The sequence below is a fragment of the Cryobacterium sp. M23 genome (assembly GCF_002929655.1).
In the GTDB taxonomy this organism is placed as follows: Bacteria; Actinomycetota; Actinomycetes; order Actinomycetales; family Microbacteriaceae; genus Cryobacterium; species Cryobacterium sandaracinum.
In genome coordinates this window covers 62,854-82,649 of sequence record NZ_PJJV01000071.1, presented here as the reverse complement: position 1 = coordinate 82,649, position 19,796 = coordinate 62,854, and the positions used below count along the sequence as shown (strand labels likewise).

Below are 19,796 nucleotides of genomic sequence, written 5' to 3'. Positions count from 1 at the left end.
AAGCATGCGTGCAACAGTGATTTACGGGGAACGGGACATCCGCCTCGAAAAAGTATCCGATCCGATTCTCTCCACCGGCGGTGACGCCATCGTGCGCGTCGTCGCAGCCTGCGTCTGCGGCTCAGATCTCTGGCCCTACCGCGGCATCCAGCCCACCGAGGAGCCGAAACGAATCGGCCACGAGTTCGTCGGTATCGTCGAGGAAATCGGCGCCGACGTCAGCCGGGTCAAGGTCGGCGACTTCGTCATCGCGCCGTTCTACGACTGCGATAACACCTGCATCAACTGCCAGAACGGCACCAGCGCCTCCTGCCTGAACGGCGGCTGGTGGGGCTCGGACGACCAGCTCGGCGGCTTCGCCGACGGCGCCCAGGGCGAGAAAGTGCGCGTGCCGCACGCCGACGGGTCGCTCGTTGCGACGCCGACCCTGCCCACCGACGCCCAGGTTCCCGGTCTCCTGACCCTCGCCGACGTCATGGGCACCGGCCACCACGCCGCGGTCTCCGCCGGTGTGACCGCGGGCAGCACGGTCGTCGTCGTCGGCGACGGCGCGGTCGGCCTCTGCGCCATCATCGCGGCCAAGCGGCTCGGGGCCTCCCGGATCGTGGCCATGTCGCGTCACCCCGAACGGCAGCTCGTGGCCCGCGAGTTCGGCGCGACCGAGATCGTCGAGGAGCGCGGCGAGGCCGGCGTGGCCCGCATCCGTGAGCTGTTCGACGGCATCGGCGCGGACTGCGTGCTCGAGTGCGTCGGCACCAAGGAGTCGATGGAGCAGGCCATCGCGTCGGCCCGTCCCGGCGGAATGGTCGGCTACGTGGGCGTGCCCACCGGCGGACCGATCGAGGTTCGCCCGCTGTTCGGGCGGAACGTGGGCCTGAACGGCGGCGTCGCATCCGTGCGCGGCTACGTCGAAGAGTTGCTGCCGGAAGTGCTCTCGGGTGCTATCAACCCCGGCCGCGTGTTCGACCTGCAGCTGCCGCTGGCCGAGGTCGCCGAGGCCTACGCCGCCATGGACGAGCGCCGCGCCATCAAGGTGATGCTGCTCCCGTAGGCACGGAGATCACATGTGTCGGGACGGGAATCTCGACGGGCTCGATCACCGCGACTGGCAGGATCACCGCGACGGGCAGGATCACCGCGGCCGGCTTCGGCGCTTCCAGCAGTAGTCGACGGGCCGTGAGGCCGATGACGGCACTGTAGGTGGGGTAGGCAAAGCGCACCCGGGCCAGAGTGGCGACGTCGACGCCGGCGGCCATCGCCGTCGTCACGGATTGGATCACTTCGACCGCGTTCTCCCCGGTGGCATGGGCGCCGAGGATCAGCTCCCGCCGCCGGTCGGCGATCAGCTTGAGGAAGCCGGGTTCCCGGCCGTCGATCACAGCGCGGTCGAGTTCGGCGTAGGGCACTGTCGCGACGACGCAGTGCGGGTCGCGAGCCCTGGCCTCCTCCTCGGTGAAGCCCACGCCCGCGTAGTCGGGGTCGGTGAAACCGCCGGCCGGGAGCAGGTGGTGCGGCGTTCTGCGATTGGCGCCCAGCACCGCGTTCTCGGCCGCGGCCTCGCCCTCGAATTGGGCCGCCTGTACGAGCATGTCCCGGCCGTTCGCGTCGCCGACCGCGAAAATATGGGGCACGACACTGCGGAAGTACTGGTCCACCGGGATGGCGGAACGTTCGATAGTGATGCCAGCCCGGTCGAGCCCGAGGTCGTCGACATCCGCCGGCCAACCGGTGGACATAATGACGGCGTCGAAGGCGGAAGACTGTTCCGTTCCTTTTTCGCGCCAGGACAGGGTGAGGGTTCCGTCGGCGTCCTGCTCGATCGCCGTCACCGCTTCAATGCCCGTGTGCACGGCCACGCCCTGCTCGCGGAACGCCGCCGAGACCGTGGCGGAGATGTCGGAATCCGACGCCATCAGGATGCGCGGTGCCACATCGAGCACGGTCACGTCGGAGCCGAAGGAGCTGAACACCGTGACCAATTGGGCGCCGGTGTTTCCGGCGCCGATCACGGCCACCCGTCGGGGCAGCGACGGCAGCTTCAGAATGTCTTCCGGGACCGTCGCCAAGTGCGCCCCCGGCACGGCGAGTCGCCGAGAATGCCCGCCGACGCAGACCAGGAACGTGGCGGCGGTGAGGATGCGGCCGGTGTCCAGGACCACGGAATGCGGGTCGATGAATCGCGCCCGACCTTCCAGAACCAGTTCGACTCCGGCGGCCGCGAACCTCTCGGCCTCGCTCTTGATCGAGCGCACCTTGTTCACTCGCGACTGCACCCGGTCTCCCATGGTGGCCCAGTCGATGCCGGGGTCGTTGACTACGATTCCGTAGGTATCTGCCGCGCGCACCTCGCGCATCAAGCGCGCCGCTTTGGCGAGCACCCTCGTCGGCACGCACCCCGTGTTCACGCAGGTCCCGCCGAGCTGGTCGGCCTCCGCCACGGCGACCCGGGCTCCCAATTCGGCGGCACGGAGCGCCGCGGCCGTTCCCGCCGGCCCCGCGCCGATGACGACGACATCAAAGTGATTAGGGGTGTGTTCGGTCATCGTGGTCTCCACCGGTGTTCACTGCTGGGAGCAGCCGGGCGCGTTGCCGGGAAAAATAGTCGAGTTCTGTTTTTACCTGACGGGGCTGTGGAGTTACTGTGTCGGGGCGGGCTCTTGCTGCTGGTTGTTGACCAGTCGTTGACCAGTCGTTGACCAGGAGAAGCTCGATGAGAGGCTTGCGGGTGCGCGGGGCGGACTCGCGTTCGAGCAGCTCGGGGGAGAGCAGGGAGACGTCGCCGAGCACGCCGAGGGCGGTGATGGAGACGGTGGTCTGGTCCTCGGCGAGCCCGAAGGCCAGGGCGAGGGCGGTGCCGTCGAAGCCGCCGAGCTGGTGGGTGTGCAGTCCCTCGTGCCAAGCTTGGATCGTCAGATGGGCGACGGCCTGACCCAGGTCGTAGCGGGCCCACGGGTTCTCGCGGGTCACGTCGATCGGCAGGGTGGCGACGTTGACGATCAGCACGGAGGCGGCATCCGCCCACGCCTTGTTGAAGCCCATCAGCGTCTCATGGATCTTCGCGAAGCTGTCCGAGCCTCGGCGGGCGACGATGAAGCGGGCCGGCTGCATATTGCTGGCCGAGGGAGCCCAACGGGCGGCCTCGAGCACGGTGGTCAGAGTGGCTTCGTCGACGAGGGCCGTCGGGTAGAAGCCGCGGGGGCTCCAGCGCCCGGCGAGCACGGGGAGGAGGGGCGACGCCGTGTGGGCGGCGCGGCTGAGGGTGTTGGTGATGAAGTTCATAGGCCCATCTTTCGCCGGAGTCTGGCTGGGATGGCGGGGCAACGCTGACCCATCCACTCCAACGCGGGCGGCGGCACACTATTCCGCTACGACCAGCCGCTGCGGTATACGCATCGCCGAAGCATCTCACGAGCGGGTAAGCGTCGGAATGCGGCGTCGAAACCGACGCTCTACCCGCTCTCGCGGCTACTCCTTGATCAAGCCGGCTCGCACCTCGCGGCGCAGCACCTTGCCGATCAGCGACCGGGGCAGCTCGTCGACCTCCACGACGGTGCGGGGCACCTTGTAGGCGGAGAGCCGGGTGCGGCAATACGTGCGGATGGCGTCGACGTCGAGGGTGGCCCCCGCCGCCAACACGACGGCGGCGGCGACGTCTTCGCCGCCGTTCGCGCTCGGCAGCCCGACGACGGCGGCATCGGCGACATCCGGATGCGACAAAAGAGCGGCCTCGACCTCGGAGGGCGCCACATTGAAGCCGCCGGTGATGATGAGTTCCTTGATACGGTCGACGACCGTGACGAAGCCGTCGGAGGAGACGCGGACGATGTCGCCGGTGCGCAGCCAGCCTCCGTCGAGAAGCGTCTTGGCGGTCTCGGTCGGCTGGTCCCAGTAGCCGGAAGAGACCTGTGGGCCACGGATGAGTAGCTCACCTTCCTCTTCGATCCCGCGGTTCACGGTCGGGTCGTCCGGGTCCACCACGCGGATCTCGGTGCTCGGGAACGGCACGCCCACCGTGCCGGGGCGCCGGCTCGGGCCCATCGGGTTGCCGACGGCGATCGGCGAGGCCTCGGTCATGCCGTAGCCCTCGACCAACAGCCCGCCGGTGGCGGCCTCCCAGCGTTCCACGATCGACACCGGCAGGCTCATCGCGCCCGAGATGGCGTAACGGATGCTGCGCAGGCTTACATTCTTCGCCGTCGCCGCCATAACGAGCCGGTCGTAGATCGGCGGGACGGCCGGCATGAATGTGGGTGGGGTGCGCCGGGCCGCATCGAGCAGCAGTCCCTCGTCGAACTTGGGGAACAGCACGAGCCGGGCGCCGGTGGCCATCGCGAACGTCAGACAGAGGGTCAGGCCGTAGGCGTGGAACATGGGCAGGACCGCGTAGAAGACCTCCTCGCCAGGGCGCAGCCCCTGCACCCAGGCCTCGCCCTGCAGGGCGTTCGAGCGCAGGTTGAAGTGGCTGAGGATGGCACCCTTCGGGGTGCCGGTGGTGCCGCTGGTGTATTGGAGCGCGGCGGTGTCGGTGACCTTCGGGCGCGGGTGGCCGGGGCGCAGCTTGCGTGAGCCGACGATGCCGGACCAGGTGAAGGCATCCTTGCCCAGCGGGCCCGAGGTCAGGGCGTCTCGCGACTCGCGGGCTTTAGCGATCGGCAGCTTGAGCAGGAGCCGCTTGGCGAGCGGCATCGCTTCCGTCAGGTTCACCGCGATCACGGTGCGCAGGCCCAGGTCGGCGGGGAAATCGGTGACGGTCTGGTAGATCTTGTCCCAGACGATAGCGACGCGGGCGCCGTGGTCTTCGAACTGGTGTCGGAGTTCGCGTTCGGTGTAGAGCGGGTTGTGCTCGACGACGATCGCGCCCAGGCGTAGCACGGCGTAGAAAGCCACCACGTGCTGAGGGCAGTTCGGCAGCACAAGGGCCACCCGGTCGCCGGGTTTGACGCCGAGGCGCAGGAGGCCGTTTGCGGCCCGAGAGATCTGCTCGCCGAGCTCGGCGTAGGTGGTGGTGGCGCCGAAGAAATCGAGGGCCACGCTGGGGCCGAACCGGCGCGCCGAGGTCTCGATCATGTCGGAGAGCGTGTCGGTCGGTTCCTGGATGGTACTCGGAACGCCGGGGGCGTAGGAGCCGAGCCAGGGTTTATTCTCGAAGACGTTCATCGGGCGGCCAGTTCTCTGATCAGGGCCGCGACGAATGCGTCGATGTCGGCCTCCTCGGTGTCGAAGCCGCACATCCAGCGCACCTCGTTGGTCGCGGGGTCCCAATCGTAGAACCGGAAGTGCCCGCGCAGGCGATCGGCCACGCCGGGGGGCAGGATCGCGAAGATCGCGTTGGCCTGGGTGTTCTGGGTGAAGGACAAGCCCTCGATCTCGCCGGCGGCGATACCGGTCTCGAGGGCGTGGCGCATCCGTGTGGCCATGGCGTTGGCGTGGCCGGCGTTTCGCTGCCAGAGGTCGCCGCCGAGCAGCGCGATCAGCTGGGCCGAGATGAAGCGCATCTTCGAGGCCAGCTGCATGTTCAGTTTGCGCAGGTAGAGCAGGCCCGCGGATGCCTCAGGGTTCAGGACCACGACGCACTCGCCGTACATCATGCCGTTCTTGGTGCCGCCGAAGCTGAGCACGTCGACGCCGGCGTCACGGGTGAAGGTGCGGAACGGCAGGCCCAGCGAGGTGGCGGCGTTGGACAGGCGGGCGCCGTCCATGTGCAGCTTCATGCCGTGGGCGTGTGCGTGGTCGGCGATGGCCCGCACCTCGTCGACCGTGTACGCGGTGCCGAGCTCGGTGGTCTGGGTGATCGACACCACGAGCGGTTGGGCGCGGTGTTCGTCGCCCCAGCCCCAGGCCTGCTGATCGATCAGTGCGGGGGTGAGTTTGCCGTCGAGGGTGTCGACGGTGAGGAGCTTGATGCCGGCCACCTTTTCGGGGGCGCCCGCCTCATCCGTGTTGATATGAGCGGTGGATGCGCAGATCACGGCGCCCCAGCGCGGCAGCATCGACTGCAGGCCGATCACATTGGCGCCGGTGCCGTTGAAGACCGGGAAGGCTTCGACGCCCGCGCCGAAGTGTTCGGTGAAGACCTGCTGCAGCCGGGCAGTGTAGACGTCTTCGCCGTAGGCGATCTGGTGCGCGCCGTTGGCGGCGACGATCGCCTCGAGAATCTCGGGGTGCACCCCCGAGTAGTTGTCGGAGGCGAACCCGCGCGAAGAAAGGTCATGGAGTTGAGTCACCCCTCCATCTTCGCGCATCCGTCTGCTCCGCTTCTGTGCGCTCGGTGTGCGAATTTGACGGAGATTTTGCGTTGAAACGGTGATTTCGGGCCGAAACCGGCCCGTGGGAGCAAAATCACCGTCGAATTGGTTCGGGGCCGGGTTCGGGTTCGGGGCCGGGATCGGGCTGGCGGGGCGGCAGGTCAGCCGCGCAGAGCCTGGCGCAACGTAACGCGGGCGCCCATCCGCAGCAGGGAGTTCGAGTAGATGCGGGAGCCCAGCAGGATGACCACGGCCGTCGAGGCGAGCAGGATGGCCAGCGAGAGCAGCGGCTCCCACCAGGCGGCCGTGCCGAGGAAGATGCGCATCGGCATGCCGACCGGGGCCGAGAACGGGATGTAGGACATGACGGCGAGCACGGTGGGGTTGTCGTTGAAGAAGATCACCAGAAAATAGGGAATCATCACGAGGAACAGCACGGGCGAGGTGGCCGAGCCCACGTCTTCCTGGCGGGAGACCATCGACGCGGTCGCGGCGAACAGCGCCGCAAGCATGACGAAGCCGAACGCGAAGAACACGGCGAACCAGACGATCGACGGCCCCACGGTGCCCAGCAACCCGAACTGGCCGGTCGTGGCCATGCCGATCGCCACCAGCAGGCCGATCGCCACGATCTGCCCGAAGGCCATGATGCTGTTGCCCACCACCTTGCCGCCGAGCAGGGCGCGCACCGGGATGGTGGTCATCAGGATCTCGACGACCCGGGTCTGCTTCTCCTCGACGACGCTCTGCGCGATGGTCGAGCCGAACGTGATCGCCGACATGAAGAAGACCAGCCCGAAGCCCAGGGAGACGAGGTAGACCAGGCCACCGCTCTGCCGCGATGTCGGCTCGAGCAGGCTCACCGCGGGGGTGACGCTCAGGGCCGCGAGCACACCCACCGGCGGGGAGTCGAGGGCGATGACGCGCACGCCGAGCAGGGCATCCGCCCGGGTGGACGGAACGACCGCCGCGGAGACGGTGCCGTCCCGCACCAGGGACTCGGCAGCGCCGACGTCATCGGCCTTCACCATCGTGAACGACTCGGTCTGCTCGACGACCTGAGCGGCGGACCCCACGACGGCCACCTTCGGCATGGTCAGGTTCTGACTCGCAATGCTGCCGGCGACGACGGAACCGATCGAGATGAGCAGCAGGATGCCGGTCGAGATCAGGAAGGCCTTGCTGCGCAGCCGGGCCATGATCTCGCGGGTCGCGACAAGCCACACACTCCGGGCGAAGCTCGGCGCCGGATACCGGGGGCGAACCTGCGGGCGTCCGATGTTCGGCGTGCCGGCGCGGTCGTTCCAGATGGTGCTCACTGCACGATCTCCTTGAAGATGGTGGCGAGGCTGGGCCGCTGCTGGCTGAACTGTGTCACCGGGGCCCGGGTGAGGGCCTGGCGCAGAACGGACTGGCTGGCGGCATCCGTTTCGGCTTCGAACACGGCGACACCCCCGGAGAGGTCGAGCACGGAGATGCCGGGCACGGCGTGGATCCACTCAGCGTCGGCCGCGGTGCGCAATTCGAACCGGGGGCTGCTGTGCTGCTCGCGCAGCCGCTCTCGGGGGCCGTTGGCCCGGATCTCGCCGTCGGCGATGATGACGACGTCGTCGCAGAGGCGCTCGACGATGTCGAGCTGGTGCGAGGAGAACAGCACCGGCGCGCCCTGGGCGGCGAAGCCGGAAAGCACGCTCATGACCACTTCCACCGCGAGCGGGTCAAGGCCGGAGAACGGCTCGTCGAGCACGAGGAACTCCGGGTCGTGCACGAGCGCGGCCGCGATCTGGGCGCGCTGCTGGTTGCCGAGCGAGAGAGACTGCACCAGGTCACCGGCCCGCTCGCCGAGGCCGAGCCGGTCGAGCAACTCGGCGGTGTTGCGGCGGGCGGATGCCGGGCCCAACCCGTGCAGGCGGGCCAGGTAGACGAGATGCTCGCCCACCTTCATCTTCGGGTAGAGGCCGCGCTCCTCCGGCATGTAGCCGAAGCGGCGGCGGTCGTCGCTGGTCAGCGGAACGCCGTCTTGCAGCACGGTGCCGGAGTCGGCCGACAGCACCCCCAGGATGATCCGCATGGTGGTTGTCTTGCCGGCGCCGTTCGCGCCGACGAAGCCGGTAAGGCGTCCGCTCTCGACGCCGAAACTCACGTCGGTCAGCACCTGCCGGGTGCCATAACGCTTGTTTATGGTCCTGATGTCGAGCATGCCCACCCCTCTGTAGCCTGGTTCCACGCTAGCGCGCCGCGGGGTGCCGCCGTCGGGTTCAGGGGGCCAAAAGCACGCGAGAAGTGTTGACGGATGCCGCCGACGCGTCCCACAGGCCGACCACCGCGGTCGCAAGTTCGGTTTCCAGCCCGGCGAGGGCACGCACGACGAAGATGACCGCCGCGGCATCCGTGCCTGCTTTCGCGAAGCCCTGGCCGACCGCGCGGGTCCAGGTTTCGGCGGCGGCCTTCGCGGCGGCGTAGTTCGCGCCGCCCGGGGCCGGCTTGTCGACCGACACCGACGACACGATCGCCAGGCGCCCGGCCGGCGAGGCCAGCAGGTCGTCGTTGAACGCGCGGGTGGTGTTGCGCAGCGTGGCGACGACGTGCGCGTGCAGGAAATCCCAGTCCCCGTCGGACTGGCCGGCCAGCCCGCCGCCGCCGCGCCAGCCGCCGACCAGGTGGATCAGGCCGTCGATCGGACCGTGCTCGCCGTGCACGGCGTCGGCCAGGGCCGTGACCTGGGCGAAGTCGCCGAGGTCGCAGACATAGGTTGCGGCACCGGGAACCTCGGCGCGGAAGCCGTGCAGGCGCTCGGCGTTGGTGCCGACCGCGATCACGTGCGCGCCGGCATCCGTCAGCGCGGTGGCCACGGCGCGGCCGGCCGCGCTGGTCGCACCGGCGATGAGCACGGTGCGACCAGCGACGGCCCTGCCTGCGGTATCAGTCACGCCCGGTGAGCCCGGCCGTCGACTCGATCACGGGCTTCATCTTCTTGTCGAGCGCCTCGAAGAACATCGACAGCGGGAACTCGTCGTCCAGAACGAGGTCGGTGTAGCCCTTCGGTGCGCCGGCAAGCACGTCCAGCGGCAGGCCGCGAGCCCACTGCGACGCCGGGTTCGGCGTGAGCGTCTCCGCGATCATGTCGTAGGCGGCCAGCCAGTGGGCCTTCTTCGGCCGGTCGATCGACGCCCAGTAGAGGTCGTCGATTCGCTTGCCCAGCGCGATGACCACGTCGGGCACGGCTTCCCAGTCGAAGGTGAGCCGGGTGTCGGTCCAGTGCAGCACGTGGTGCTGGTGCATCCACGCGAAGAGCAGCTGCCCGCCCAGCCCGTCGTAGTTCCGCACCCGGGTGCCGCTGATCGAGAATCGGAAGATCCGGTCGAAGATCACGGCGTACTGCACGAGTTTCGCGTGCCGGCGCGCTTCCGGGCTGGCGTTCTCGTCGCGTTCGATCGTGACCGATTCGCGGAACGCGGTCAGGTCGCAGCGCAGTTCCTCCAGGGAGTAGAGGAAGAACGGCATTCGCTGCTTGATCATGAACGGGTCGAACGGAAGGTCGCCGCGCATGTGCGTGCGGTCGTGGATGAGGTCCCACATGACGAAGGTTTCCTCGGTCAGGTGCTGGTCGTCGAGCAGCGCCGCCGCATCGGCAGGCAGTTCGAGACGCGTGATCTCGGCGGCCGCGCGCACGACCCGGCGGAACCGGGCAGCTTCGCGGTCGGCGAAGATCGCACCCCAGGTGAAGGAGGGGATCTGGCGCATGGCGACGGTCTCGGGGAATAAAACGGCCGAGTTGGTGTCGTAGCCGGGCGTGAAATCGAGGAAACGGATCGGCACGAACAGCTTGTTCGTGTACTCCTGCTCGAGCTCGTCGATGAATTCCGGCCAGATCACCTCGATCAGCACGGCCTCGACAAAGCGGTTCGCGCTGCCGTTCTGCGTGTACATCGGGAACACGACCAGGTGACGGATGCCGTCGGCCCGCTGCTGCTGCGGCTGGAACGCCATCAGGGAGTCGAAGAAATCCGGCACGCCGAAGCCCTCGGTGCTCCAGCGGGTGAAGTCCCGGTTCACGGCCGCGAGGTAGGCGGCGTCGTGCGGGAACAGCGGGGCGAGCTCGTCGATGGCGGCGGCGATCACATCGACGTGCGCCGCTGCATCCGCGTGGGCGGCGGCGACGGGGATGGAGCCGTCCTGCGCCTGGCTGGCCTGCAGCGAGGTGGCCGCGGACTTGAGCCGGAGCCAGGCCGGGCTTGTGGCCGGGTTGGCGGCGGCGGCGGTGACGGCATCCTCGAGAACCTCGGGCTCACCGACCAGTGCATCGTGCGCAACGTAATTCGACATGGGAACCTCCGTTCTTCGTGAGTGCCGCGGTCGCGGCGGGGTCGTTCGTGGTGGTGCTGGGTGGTGCCGGTGGTGCCATTTGGCGCCACGGTCCAGAGTAGCGGGAGGGTGCGGGCGTTTTCTTGCCATATCTCGCAACGAATCGCCGTGTTCCGACCCTCCGGTCGTCGAAAGCCCCCGTTCCGGTTGAAAGTGCGCGTTGTTCCGGTCACTCTCCGAGAATCGCCCATTGTGCCGAGCGCCCCCTTCCGGCGGCGATTGTGTGCGCACACGGCGCTTTCGGTCTCAGCGGCGCGAGAGGGCGGTGCACGAGCACCGGCTGGCCGGGTCTCGACAGGCTCGACCACCGGATGGCTCGACCGCGGGGGTGGCCTGCGCTATCGTCGAGGCGACCATGCAGCGACCATGCAGCGAGGAGCGCCGCCGATGAACTTTGCCGAGGTGATCTCGGCGGTCGTGCGGATCGTCGAGGCGGCCGGTGCAGCCATCATGGTGCTCGGCGGCGCGGCCGCGATGATCACTGCGGTGCCGACCGCGCTGCGGGCCGACACCCGGCAGCGGGCCTATGAGAAGTTGCGTCGCAATCTGGGCCGGGCCATCCTGCTCGGGCTCGAAGTGCTGATCATCGCCGATATCATCCGCACGATTCTGGTGGATCCGACCCCGCAGAGCGTGCTGGTGCTCGGCGCGATCGTGGTGATCCGGGTGCTGCTCAGCTTCTCGCTTGAGGTGGAGATGGACGGCATCTGGCCCTGGTCCCGCTGGCGCCTCGCCGCGACCAAGGGCGGCACGCCGAACCTCAAGTAGCGCTCGAAACGACACGTTCGAGGGGTGGGCGCCGCCGCGCACCCCTTAAACCTGACGGTTCACCGAACGGCGTCGGGCGCGTCGGGGGCATCGTTAGTCGACTGGGCCGGCGGAGAGACGGCCCGCAACCGCCAGAGCGACGTCACTTCCTTCGACCGGGCGGCGTGCAGGGGATCGGACGCGTCGGCGGCGCGGCCGTGCACGGGTTTGGCGTCCAGGCGGGCGACGACCTCGAGGCCCGCGTCCTCGATCAGGTCGAGGAGTTCGCCGCGGGAGCGCAACCCGAGGTGCTCGGCGATGTCGGAGAGCACGAGCCAGCCCTCCCCGGCCGCCTGGAGGTGGTCGGCCAGCCCGGCCAGGAAGCCCCGCAACATCCGGCTGTCGGGGTCGTAGACGGCGAAGTCGGTGGCGGTGACGGCGGACGCGGGAATCCACGGCGGGTTGCAGACCACGAGGTCGGCGCGGCCGGCGGGGAACAGATCGGCCTTGATGATCTCGACCGCACCGGCCAGCCCGAGCCGCCCGATGTTCGCGCGCGCGCAGGTCAGCGCCCGTGGCTCCTGGTCGGTGCCGACCACGTGACGGATGCCGCGTCGCGCCAGCACCGCAGCGAGCACCCCGGTGCCCGTGCCGATGTCGAACGCGGTGGCGGCCCCGGCGATCGAGCCGGCCTCAGCCGCAGAACCTCCGGCCCAGGCTGCCGGCAGCGGGGCCGTGTTCACCAGGTCGAGGTATTCGCCGCGCACGGGCGAGAACACCCCGTAGTGCGGGTGGATGCGGGCGCCGAGCGCGGGCACGTCGACCCCGGTCGTGCGCCACTCGTGCGCCCCGATGACGCCGAGGAGCTCGCGCAGAGCGGTGACCGAGGCATCCGTCGCCGGGCCGTAGGTCTCGGTGCAGGCCTGGCGCACGTCGGGCGCGCGGCGGAGCGGAACGGTGTAGTCGGCGTCGAGCGGCACGAGCACCAGGCCGAGCAGCCGGGAGCGGCGCAGCGCCTCGGAGCGGTAGTGCCGGAAAGCGGCGGCCAGGTCGGTGGCGGGCGCGTGCCGGCCGTGGTCGATGCGGCGGGCGAGGGCGCTGAGCAACTGGCGGGCACCCAGGAAATCGCCGCGCCAGAGCATGCCGGTGCCAGCCTTCGTGTGGCGGTAGGCGGCATCCCCGGTCATCGTGTCGTCGGCGATGACGACGCGTTCCGGCGGCGCCCAACCGCTCTCCGAGTGCCAGAGGGCCGACCGGGTCCGCCCGGCCTCCGCCCAGGTGATGCGGGCGGGCGCGGTCGCCGTGTTCGTGCTGGTCATGGGTTCCATCTTTGCGCGGGTGGGGTGGGGTGGGGTGGGCGTGCCGGGGCCGGCGGGAGAGCGCGGGGTGCGGCCCGATCAACGCAGCGCGGGCATGACCTCGCGTTCGAAGAGTTCCAGACCCGAGCGGTCGTAGGCGGCCTCCGGGAAGTAGTGGATGGCGTAGCCGAGGCCGCGTGCCTTCATGCCGTTCAGGCGCTCGACGACCTGTTCCGGTGTGCCGACGCCCTGCGCCTCGCCGCTGCGGTACTCGGCCATGAATGCCGCCGCGCCCTCCGAACCGAGGTAGGGGGTGACCCGGGCCTCGATGGCGTCGAGACGGTCGGCGACCTCGGCCTCCGTCGCCGCGATCACGGTGTTGTAGTTCGCCGAGCGGGTGATCGCGCCGAAATCGGTGCCTTCCGCCATGCAGTGCGCCTCGAGCAACTCGCTCTTGTGCGAGAAGCCCTCGGGGGAGCCGTCGAAGTTCGTGTAGTTCGCGTACTTCGCCGCGATCTTGAGGGTGACCTTCTCGCCGCCGCCGGCGATCCAGACCGGGATGCCTCCGTCCTGCAGTGGTAGCGGCCGCACGATGGCGCCGTCCACCTGGTAATGCTGTCCGTCGAGGGTGGCCTTACCGGTGGCCCAGGCCTGGCGCATGATCTGCACGCCCTCGTCGAGGCGTGCGAGGCGCTCGCCGGCGCGCGGGAAGCCATAGCCGTAAGCGCGCCATTCGTGCTCGTACCAGCCGGCGCCGATGCCCATTTCGACGCGTCCGCCGGAGATGATGTCGATGGTCGAGGCGACCTTCGCGAGGTAGGCCGGGTTGCGGTAGCTGATGCAGGTGCACATCTGGCCGAGGCGCACCCGTGTCGTGGTGGCGGCGAACGCGCTCATCAGCGTCCAGGCTTCGTGGGTGGCCTCCTCGCTCGGCACCGGCACGGTGTGGAAGTGGTCGTACACCCAGATCGACTCCCACTCGCCGGCGTCGGCGTGCGCGGCGAGGCCGCTCATGGTCGCCCACTGTTCGACGGGATCGATGTCGACCAGGTCGTGGCGCCAGCCCTGAGGTATGAAGAGTCCGAATCGCATGGTTTCGAGCCTACGCGGGGGTTGCGGATGCTGCGTCCTGCGCCCTGCAGTTGCAGCTGGTGCCCGGGACCGGGAAGATCAACACCATGAAGTTCGTTCTGGCCCCCGACTCGTTCAAGGAATCCATGTCGGCCGCCGAGGCCGCCACGGCCCTGGAGCGCGGCATCCGTTCCGTCTTCCCCGGCGCCGAGTGCGTGCGGGTGCCGATGGCCGACGGCGGCGAGGGCACCGTGAACGCGATGGTTGCCGCCTGTGGCGGCGAGATCGTGGAGACCGAGGTTCAGGATGCCCGCGGACGCCCGGTACTGGCCGCCTACGGCTATGTGGCCGCCGAGCAGCTGGCGATCATCGAGGTTGCGGCGTCGGCCGGCATCCATCTCGTCGCCGCAGCCGACCGGGACGCGCGCACCGCCAGCACGTACGGCGTCGGGCAGCTCATCACCGACGCGCTGGACCGCGGTGCGAGCCGGTTCGTGATCGGGCTGGGCGGCTCGGTGACCAACGACGGAGGGGCTGGCATGCTTCACGCCCTCGGCGCTCGTCTGTTCGATTCCGCCGAACGTGACCTGAACTGCGGGGGAGCGGCGCTTGCGCGGCTCTGCCGGATCGACCTGGAAGGACTCGACCCGCGGGCGCGGTCCGCGTCGTTCGAGATCGCGAGCGATGTCGCCAATCCGCTGCTCGGTCCGGGCGGCGCCACCGCCGTCTTCGGCCCGCAGAAAGGCGCCGATCCGCAGGCCGTGCGGGACCTCGAGGAGGCCCTCACGGTCTTCGCGTGGGTGCTGACCGCGGATTCCGGGCGTTCCGTGGCGGAGCTGCCCGGCGCCGGCGCGGCCGGCGGGCTCGGCGCGGCCTTCCTCGCCTGCTTCGACTCCCGCATGCGGCGGGGCGTCGAGGTGGTGATGGAGGCCGCCCTCCTCGAGCGTCGCCTGAGCGGGGCCGACTTCGTTTTCACCGGCGAGGGCAGCATCGACGGGCAGACCCTGCACGGCAAGACCCCGCTCGGCGTGGCCGAGGCTGCCGCGCGCAACGGTGTGCCCGTGATCGCGTTCGCGGGCCGGGTAGGACCCGGGTCCGAGGTGCTCTATGACCAGGGCTTCGCCGCGCTGGTGCCGATCGTTCAGGAGGTCAGCGACCTCCCGCAGGCACTGACGGATGGCCCGGCGAACCTCGAACGGGCCGCCGCCACGGTGTGCCGTATCCTCGCCCTCGGGCTGTCGGCCGGGGCGGCCCGCGGGGCGCAGACAAGCTAGGCGACGGGAGCCGGAACGTCACGAACGGCTCGAGATCACACGCCCGAGATCACACGCTCGAGATCGTCAGGTACCGCCCTCATTCGCGAGGGTGAGGGCGGCTGCCAGCGCGGTGACGGAGTCGAGGTAGCGGCCGCCGAACAGCACGGGACGCCCCCGGGCGTCGAAACGGTAGACCAACGGCTGTCCGGTGGGCAGGTTCAGGTCGCGGATCTGCCCGTCGGACAGGCCGTCGATCACCGCGCACAGAGCCCGCAGGGATATGCCGTGGGCCACCACGAGCACGGTCTCGCCGCGGGCGAGAAGCGGGTCGACGCGCTCGGTGAGGAAGGCATCCACTCGGGTGATGACGTCGCTGAGCGCCTCGGTGCGGTTCAGTGCGGCCGCCGGCAGCGCGCGGAACAGGGCGGTGTCGGCGAACTCGTCGTAGAGCAGGTCGCCCATGGCGGGCGGGGCCTCGGCGACCGAGCGGCGCCAGGCCACGAACTGTTCCTCGCCGAACTCGGCGCACATCGTCTGTGGAACGGCCGGTCAGCGCGCCGTAATTGTGTTCGTTCAGTCGCCAGTCGGCGCCGCAGCCGACCGGCGGGCGGGCTAGACCGGCGGCGACGATCGCGGCGGTCTGCCGGGCGCGCGTCAGCGTCGAGGTGAACAGGGTGACAGGTGCTGCAGCGGGTGCTGGTGCCGTGATCATGGCCGGAGAGCCGGTGCCGGTGCCGGTGGTCGGTGGCCGTTCGCCCGGCAGCGCAAGGTTGAGGAGGACGGTGGCCGTGTGCGCCTCGCGGATCCCCTGATCCGACAGCGGCGCATCCAGAACGCCCGTGAACAGCCCGGCGGCGTTCGCGGTGCTCTGGCCGTGCCGCAGCACGATCAACACCCCCGTTTCACGAACGGTGACAGGCCCAGTTCGAGTCTCAGCCGGCGGATGCCTCAGCCGTCGCGGATCTTCCGCCGCGAATCCTCAGGCTACAGCCCCGCAGTGACCACTGCCCGGCGGGGAGTGGCCGGGTTGAGCGGGAGCGACTCTCGCGGGAGGGGGTGGGCTCAGAAGCCGAAATCGCCGCCGCCGAAATCGCCGCCGCCGGAGTCGCCGCCGGAACCCGCGTCGCCGCCGGAATCGCCGCCGGAATCGCCGCCGGAATCGCCGGCGGAGTCGCCGGAACCGGAGTCGGCGCCCGAGGCATCCGCGCCGCCGGAGTCCATGGGCAGGAAGGCGCTCATCAGCGTCGACGCGATGACATAGCCCGCCACGGTGCCGAGCAGGGAGCTGCCGACCATGCTGCCGAAGCTCGGCCCGCCCTGGCCCTGGTTGCCGAAGGCGCGGGTGAGGGTGCCGGGCTGGCGCAGCTCCGCCCGGGTGGCCACCTGGGCCAGTGTTGCCGGTTCGGCGTTCGCCGGGCGCTCGCTGGCGTTGGCGTTCTCGCTCAGCTGGCGGAACAGCAGGTCGCGTTGCTCATCGTTCAGTTTGCTGAAGGCCTCCGCGTGCACCTGCTCGATCGTCTCGGGCGGTGCCGTGCGCAGTAGGTACTGATAGCGATCGACGGCGATCTCGTCGTCGGTGCGCTGCGGTGCGGCCGCGCGTCGCTGCTGTTCCGGCTGCTGGGGCTCGGTTCCGAAGAGGCGGTCGAAGAATCCCATGGTGTGCTCCTCTGGCTCGGGTGGTCTGGGGCGTTGGTCCCTACGATTCCACCCGTCGCTGGGTAGGTGCTGGAACCGTGCGCTCAGCGCTGCCGCGCGGCCGCCACGATCACGGCGATGCGGCCCGGAACCGAGTCGTCCTGGAGCGCAGTCACGTCGCCGAGCGCACGACCGGCCACGATATCGCCGAGGAGGCGGCGCATGATCTTGCCCGAGCGGGTCTTGGGCAGGTCAGGCACAACGAACACCTCCTGCGGCCGGGCGACGACCCCGATGGCCTGTGTGACGTGCGCGCGCAGCAGCGGCTCGAGGGTGCCGCGGGCGGCCAGCCAGACCGCGGGGTCGCCCAGGTTGCCGCGCTCGCCGGAACCGCTGGTGGGGCGCGGTGCCGCGGCCGGGATCACGAAGGCCGCGATGGCCTCGCCTGTTCTCGCATCCGTCACGCCGACGACGCCGGCCTCGCCGACCAGCGGATGTGCGACGAGCGCCGACTCTATCTCGATCGTCGACAAGCGGTGCCCGGACACGTTGATGACGTCGTCGACGCGGCCGAGGAGCCAGATGTCGCCGTCGTCGTCGTATTTCGCGCCGTCGCCGGAGAAGAAGAAGCCCTGCTTCGCGAACCGGGCCCAGTAGGAGTCGCGGTAGCGCTCGGGGTCGCCCCAGACGGTGCGGGCCATGCCTGGCCAGGCGCCCTCGATCACGAGGTAGCCGCCGGAGCCGAACGGCACCGGCCGGCCGTGGTCGTCGACGACGTGGGTCGTCAGGCCCGGCAGGGCGCGCAGGGCCGAACCGGGCTTGAGCGTGCTGACGCCCGGTAGCGGCGCCATCACGGCGGCGCCGGTCTCAGACTGCCACCAGGTGTCTACAATGGGGGCGCTGCCGGCGCCGATGTTCTCGCGGAACCACACCCAGGCCTCCGGGTTGATGGCCTCGCCGACCGACCCGAGCAGACGGATGCTGGACAGGTCGAACTCGCTCGGCAGCCCTTCCGGGAACCACGTCATCAACGTGCGGATGAGTGTTGGCGCCGTGTAATAGGTGGTCACCCCGTAGCGCTCGATGATCTCGAGGTGCCGGCCCGGATGCGGGGTGTTCGGCGTTCCCTCGTAGATCACCGAGGTGGTGCCGTTGGAGAGCGGCCCGTAGTGCACATAGCTGTGAGCGGTAATCCAGGCCAGGTCGGCCGTGCACCAGTGCACGTCGTCGTCCTTGACGTCGAAGACGGCCCAGTGGCTCCAGGAGGTGTGCGTGAGGTACCCGCCGCTGGTGTGCACGAGCCCCTTCGGAGTACCCGTCGTGCCCGAGGTGTAGATGATGAACAGCGGGGTCTCCGCGTCGAAGTACGCGGGTTCGTGCACGGGGGAGGCGAGGTCGACGCTGTCGTGCCACCAGACACCCCGGCCCGGCGTGAAGGGGATGTCGGGGGTCAGGTCGCCGGTGCGGCGCACCACGAGCACGTGCTCGATCGAGTCCACGCCCGCGACGGCCTCGTCGGCCGCGGCCTTGACCGGCACGGCCTGACCCCGGCGGAACTGGCCGTCGGTGGTCACGAGCAGCTTCGCGCCGGTGTCCTCGACCCGGAACCGCAGCGCCTCGGCGGAGAAGCCGCCGAAGACGAGCGAGTGCACGGCGCCGAGGCGCGCGATGGCGAGGGTGATGATGATGGTTTCGAGGATCACCGGCAGGTAGAGCACGACCCGGTCGCCTGGCACGATGCCGAGGTCGGTAAGCGTGTTGGCGGCGCGGTTCACCGCGCGTTCGAGTTCGGCATAGGTGATCGTTCGGCGGTCGCCGGGCTCTCCCTCGAAGTAGAAGGCGACCTTGTCGCCCTTGCCGGCGGCCACGTGCCGGTCGACGCAGTTGACGGCCACGTTGAGCTTGCCGCCCGCGAACCACTCGGCGCGGGGAATGGAGAGCACGCCGTTGGCGTCCGCCCTGGCCGGCTGCCAGGTGTGGTCGGTGTGCCACGGCTCGGCCCAGTCGAGGCGGTTGGCCTGCTCGGCCCAGAACGCGATCGGATCGGCGGCGGCCCGGTCCCACCAGGTGGCGTCCACGTTGGCCTGCGCCGCGAAGGCGGCCGGGGCCGGGTAGCGCCGGGTTTCGGTCAGGAGATTACGGATGGTGGCGCTCGCCGGATCGAGCGGGGCCGGCATCGGCGTCAGGCCCATTTGCGGTTCGCCCAGCGCTCGAAGAGGCCAACGGCGGCATCCGTCAGCTTGCCGAGGATGGCGAGCAGGATGATGGCGAGCAGGATGCGGTCGATGCGGCCGTTGTTCTGGGAGTCGATCAGCAGGAAGCCCAGCCCCATCGAGGAGGCGATCAGCTCGGCGGCCACGAGGAACAGCCAGGCCTGGGCCAGAGCCAGCCGCAGCCCTGAGACCACGGCGGGGATCACCGCAGGCAGCTGCACGGCCGTGAACAGGCGCGCCCCGCGCAGGCCGAACGCGCGGCCCGCCTCCACGAGCTGACGGTCGACGTGCCGCAGCGCCGCCGACACGGTCGTGTAAACGGGGAAGAAGGCGCCGATGGCGATCAGGGTGAGCTTGGACTCCTCGCCGATCTTCAGCCAGAGGATGAGCAGGGGAACCCAGGCGAGCGACGGCACCGCCCGGATGGCGCCGAGGGTAGGGGCGAACAGTACGTCGGCGGCTCGGGACAGGCCGACCAGGGCGCCCAGGGCGATGCCCAGGGCGGCGCCGACGGCGAAACCGATGAGCACCCGCTGGGTGGAGATCGCCGCGTACTGGCCGAGCAGCCCGCTCGCGAACAGGTCGACGCCGGCCTGCCAGACCATCGCGGGGGAGGGCAGTTGGGCCATCGTGAACACGCCGAGCGCGGTGGTGAGCTGCCAGGCCGCGAGGATCAGGACCGGCAGGACCGCTCCGCCGCCGAGGGCGATCCAGCCGCGCGAGGCGAGCGGCCGGCGCGGGGCACGCGCCGTGCGGGCGACGGGGGCGGATGCAGCGAATGCGAATGCGGTGGCGGCGGCGGTGGCGTCGGGCACGGTCCGGGCCGACGTGCGCGGCAGCGTGCGGGGCACAGTCTCGGTCATGGTCGCGTCCTCTCGGTGGGTGGCGCTGGTGGGGCCGGGGTGCTGGGTGCAGGGGGTGCTGGTGGTGCGGGTGTCCGGGGCGGTTGCCCGCCCCGGACGGCGC

The 19,796-nt window shown here is 69.8% G+C and carries 17 protein-coding genes and 1 pseudogene; 3 read left to right on the top strand and 15 right to left on the bottom strand.

Translation table 11 applies throughout. The annotated features are described in order from the left end of the window. Window positions 1-4: 4 nt before the first annotated feature. Complete coding sequence (locus CXY82_RS09510; RefSeq protein WP_104170718.1) at window positions 5-1,051, top strand: zinc-dependent alcohol dehydrogenase family protein; 1,047 nt, start codon at window positions 5-7, stop codon at window positions 1,049-1,051. Here the strand turns inward: CXY82_RS09510 and CXY82_RS09505 are convergent. The 8 genes from CXY82_RS09505 to CXY82_RS09470 form a co-directional block, all read right to left on the bottom strand. Beyond that, window positions 1,029-2,543, bottom strand: coding sequence for an NAD(P)/FAD-dependent oxidoreductase (locus tag CXY82_RS09505; protein WP_104170717.1), 1,515 nt, complete (start codon window positions 2,541-2,543; stop codon window positions 1,029-1,031). The two genes, CXY82_RS09510 and CXY82_RS09505, sit on opposite strands and share 23 nt — an antisense overlap. Next, window positions 2,524-3,279, bottom strand: coding sequence for a nitroreductase family protein (locus CXY82_RS09500; RefSeq protein WP_104170716.1), 756 nt, complete (start codon window positions 3,277-3,279; stop codon window positions 2,524-2,526). The genes CXY82_RS09505 and CXY82_RS09500 overlap by 20 nt, the downstream gene beginning before the upstream one ends. Window positions 3,280-3,465: 186 nt before the next feature. Continuing rightward, the gene (locus tag CXY82_RS09495) at window positions 3,466-5,157 is read right to left on the bottom strand and encodes a long-chain-fatty-acid--CoA ligase (protein ID WP_104170715.1); all 1,692 of its coding nucleotides are present in this window, start codon (window positions 5,155-5,157) and stop codon (window positions 3,466-3,468) included. Further along, complete coding sequence (locus CXY82_RS09490; protein ID WP_104170714.1) at window positions 5,154-6,242, bottom strand: low specificity L-threonine aldolase; 1,089 nt, start codon at window positions 6,240-6,242, stop codon at window positions 5,154-5,156. The genes CXY82_RS09495 and CXY82_RS09490 overlap by 4 nt, the downstream gene beginning before the upstream one ends. A 164-nt stretch (window positions 6,243-6,406) precedes the next feature. Further along, window positions 6,407-7,444 (bottom strand): ABC transporter permease, encoded by a 1,038-nt coding sequence (locus CXY82_RS09485; protein ID WP_104170735.1) that lies wholly within the window; start codon window positions 7,442-7,444, stop codon window positions 6,407-6,409. A gap of 116 nt (window positions 7,445-7,560) precedes the next feature. Beyond that, window positions 7,561-8,445 carry an ABC transporter ATP-binding protein gene (locus CXY82_RS09480; protein WP_104170734.1) on the bottom strand — a complete coding sequence of 295 codons (885 nt, stop codon included), beginning with the start codon at window positions 8,443-8,445 and terminating at the stop codon, window positions 7,561-7,563. A 58-nt stretch (window positions 8,446-8,503) separates the two neighbouring features. Continuing rightward, a complete protein-coding gene (locus tag CXY82_RS09475; RefSeq protein WP_233199278.1) occupies window positions 8,504-9,175 on the bottom strand; it encodes an SDR family NAD(P)-dependent oxidoreductase in 672 nt (223 codons plus the stop codon). Then, on the bottom strand, window positions 9,168-10,571 hold the full coding sequence (locus CXY82_RS09470; RefSeq protein WP_104170712.1) for a DUF6421 family protein: 1,404 nt from the start codon (window positions 10,569-10,571) through the stop codon (window positions 9,168-9,170). The genes CXY82_RS09475 and CXY82_RS09470 overlap by 8 nt, the downstream gene beginning before the upstream one ends. 426 nt (window positions 10,572-10,997) lie before the next feature. On the opposite strand from CXY82_RS09470, the gene CXY82_RS09465 reads away from it, so the two are divergent. Further along, the gene (locus CXY82_RS09465; protein ID WP_104170711.1) at window positions 10,998-11,378 is read left to right on the top strand and encodes a DUF1622 domain-containing protein; all 381 of its coding nucleotides are present in this window, start codon (window positions 10,998-11,000) and stop codon (window positions 11,376-11,378) included. Window positions 11,379-11,437: 59 nt separating this feature from the next. Here the strand turns inward: CXY82_RS09465 and CXY82_RS09460 are convergent, their stop codons facing one another. Beyond that, on the bottom strand, window positions 11,438-12,676 hold the full coding sequence (locus tag CXY82_RS09460) for a class I SAM-dependent methyltransferase (protein WP_104170710.1): 1,239 nt from the start codon (window positions 12,674-12,676) through the stop codon (window positions 11,438-11,440). 78 nt (window positions 12,677-12,754) lie between these two features. Continuing rightward, complete coding sequence (locus tag CXY82_RS09455; RefSeq protein WP_104170709.1) at window positions 12,755-13,747, bottom strand: LLM class F420-dependent oxidoreductase; 993 nt, start codon at window positions 13,745-13,747, stop codon at window positions 12,755-12,757. A gap of 86 nt (window positions 13,748-13,833) precedes the next feature. Between CXY82_RS09455 and CXY82_RS09450 the strand changes: the two genes are divergently transcribed. Continuing rightward, the gene (locus CXY82_RS09450) at window positions 13,834-15,000 is read left to right on the top strand and encodes a glycerate kinase (RefSeq protein WP_104170733.1); all 1,167 of its coding nucleotides are present in this window, start codon (window positions 13,834-13,836) and stop codon (window positions 14,998-15,000) included. 66 nt (window positions 15,001-15,066) lie between these two features. Here CXY82_RS09450 and CXY82_RS18305 read toward each other — a convergent pair whose 3' ends face one another. The 5 genes and pseudogenes from CXY82_RS18305 to CXY82_RS09430 form a co-directional block, all read right to left on the bottom strand. Further along, window positions 15,067-15,483, bottom strand: coding sequence for a 2,3-bisphosphoglycerate-dependent phosphoglycerate mutase (locus CXY82_RS18305; RefSeq protein ID WP_255408581.1), 417 nt, complete (start codon window positions 15,481-15,483; stop codon window positions 15,067-15,069). Window positions 15,484-15,559: 76 nt separating this feature from the next. Then, window positions 15,560-15,868 (bottom strand): annotated as a pseudogene (locus CXY82_RS18300) (histidine phosphatase family protein); the annotation flags it as partial. A gap of 176 nt (window positions 15,869-16,044) precedes the next feature. Then, complete coding sequence (locus CXY82_RS09440) at window positions 16,045-16,638, bottom strand: hypothetical protein (RefSeq protein WP_104170708.1); 594 nt, start codon at window positions 16,636-16,638, stop codon at window positions 16,045-16,047. Between the two features lie 83 nt (window positions 16,639-16,721). Beyond that, a complete protein-coding gene (acs, locus tag CXY82_RS09435; protein WP_233199277.1) occupies window positions 16,722-18,809 on the bottom strand; it encodes an acetate--CoA ligase in 2,088 nt (695 codons plus the stop codon). Continuing rightward, entirely contained in the window at window positions 18,800-19,693 is an 894-nt protein-coding gene (locus tag CXY82_RS09430; protein WP_104170707.1) for an ABC transporter permease, read from the bottom strand. The genes acs and CXY82_RS09430 overlap by 10 nt, the downstream gene beginning before the upstream one ends. Window positions 19,694-19,796 lie beyond the last annotated feature (103 nt).

What these genes read in the sequence shown, in the direction of transcription:
- CXY82_RS09510 (WP_104170718.1), top strand. Translation starts at nt 5, where the DNA reads ATGCGTGCAACAGTGATTTACGGGGAACGGGACATCCGCCTCGAAAAA.
- CXY82_RS09505 (WP_104170717.1), bottom strand. Translation starts at nt 2,543, where the DNA reads ATGACCGAACACACCCCTAATCACTTTGATGTCGTCGTCATCGGCGCG.
- CXY82_RS09500 (WP_104170716.1), bottom strand. Translation starts at nt 3,279, where the DNA reads ATGAACTTCATCACCAACACCCTCAGCCGCGCCGCCCACACGGCGTCG.
- CXY82_RS09495 (WP_104170715.1), bottom strand. Translation starts at nt 5,157, where the DNA reads ATGAACGTCTTCGAGAATAAACCCTGGCTCGGCTCCTACGCCCCCGGC.
- CXY82_RS09490 (WP_104170714.1), bottom strand. Translation starts at nt 6,242, where the DNA reads ATGCGCGAAGATGGAGGGGTGACTCAACTCCATGACCTTTCTTCGCGC.
- CXY82_RS09485 (WP_104170735.1), bottom strand. Translation starts at nt 7,444, where the DNA reads ATGGCCCGGCTGCGCAGCAAGGCCTTCCTGATCTCGACCGGCATCCTG.
- CXY82_RS09480 (WP_104170734.1), bottom strand. Translation starts at nt 8,445, where the DNA reads ATGCTCGACATCAGGACCATAAACAAGCGTTATGGCACCCGGCAGGTG.
- CXY82_RS09470 (WP_104170712.1), bottom strand. Translation starts at nt 10,571, where the DNA reads ATGTCGAATTACGTTGCGCACGATGCACTGGTCGGTGAGCCCGAGGTT.
- CXY82_RS09465 (WP_104170711.1), top strand. Translation starts at nt 10,998, where the DNA reads ATGAACTTTGCCGAGGTGATCTCGGCGGTCGTGCGGATCGTCGAGGCG.
- CXY82_RS09460 (WP_104170710.1), bottom strand. Translation starts at nt 12,676, where the DNA reads ATGACCAGCACGAACACGGCGACCGCGCCCGCCCGCATCACCTGGGCG.
- CXY82_RS09455 (WP_104170709.1), bottom strand. Translation starts at nt 13,747, where the DNA reads ATGCGATTCGGACTCTTCATACCTCAGGGCTGGCGCCACGACCTGGTC.
- CXY82_RS09450 (WP_104170733.1), top strand. Translation starts at nt 13,834, where the DNA reads ATGAAGTTCGTTCTGGCCCCCGACTCGTTCAAGGAATCCATGTCGGCC.
- CXY82_RS09440 (WP_104170708.1), bottom strand. Translation starts at nt 16,638, where the DNA reads ATGGGATTCTTCGACCGCCTCTTCGGAACCGAGCCCCAGCAGCCGGAA.
- acs (WP_233199277.1), bottom strand. Translation starts at nt 18,809, where the DNA reads ATGGGCCTGACGCCGATGCCGGCCCCGCTCGATCCGGCGAGCGCCACC.
- CXY82_RS09430 (WP_104170707.1), bottom strand. Translation starts at nt 19,693, where the DNA reads ATGACCGAGACTGTGCCCCGCACGCTGCCGCGCACGTCGGCCCGGACC.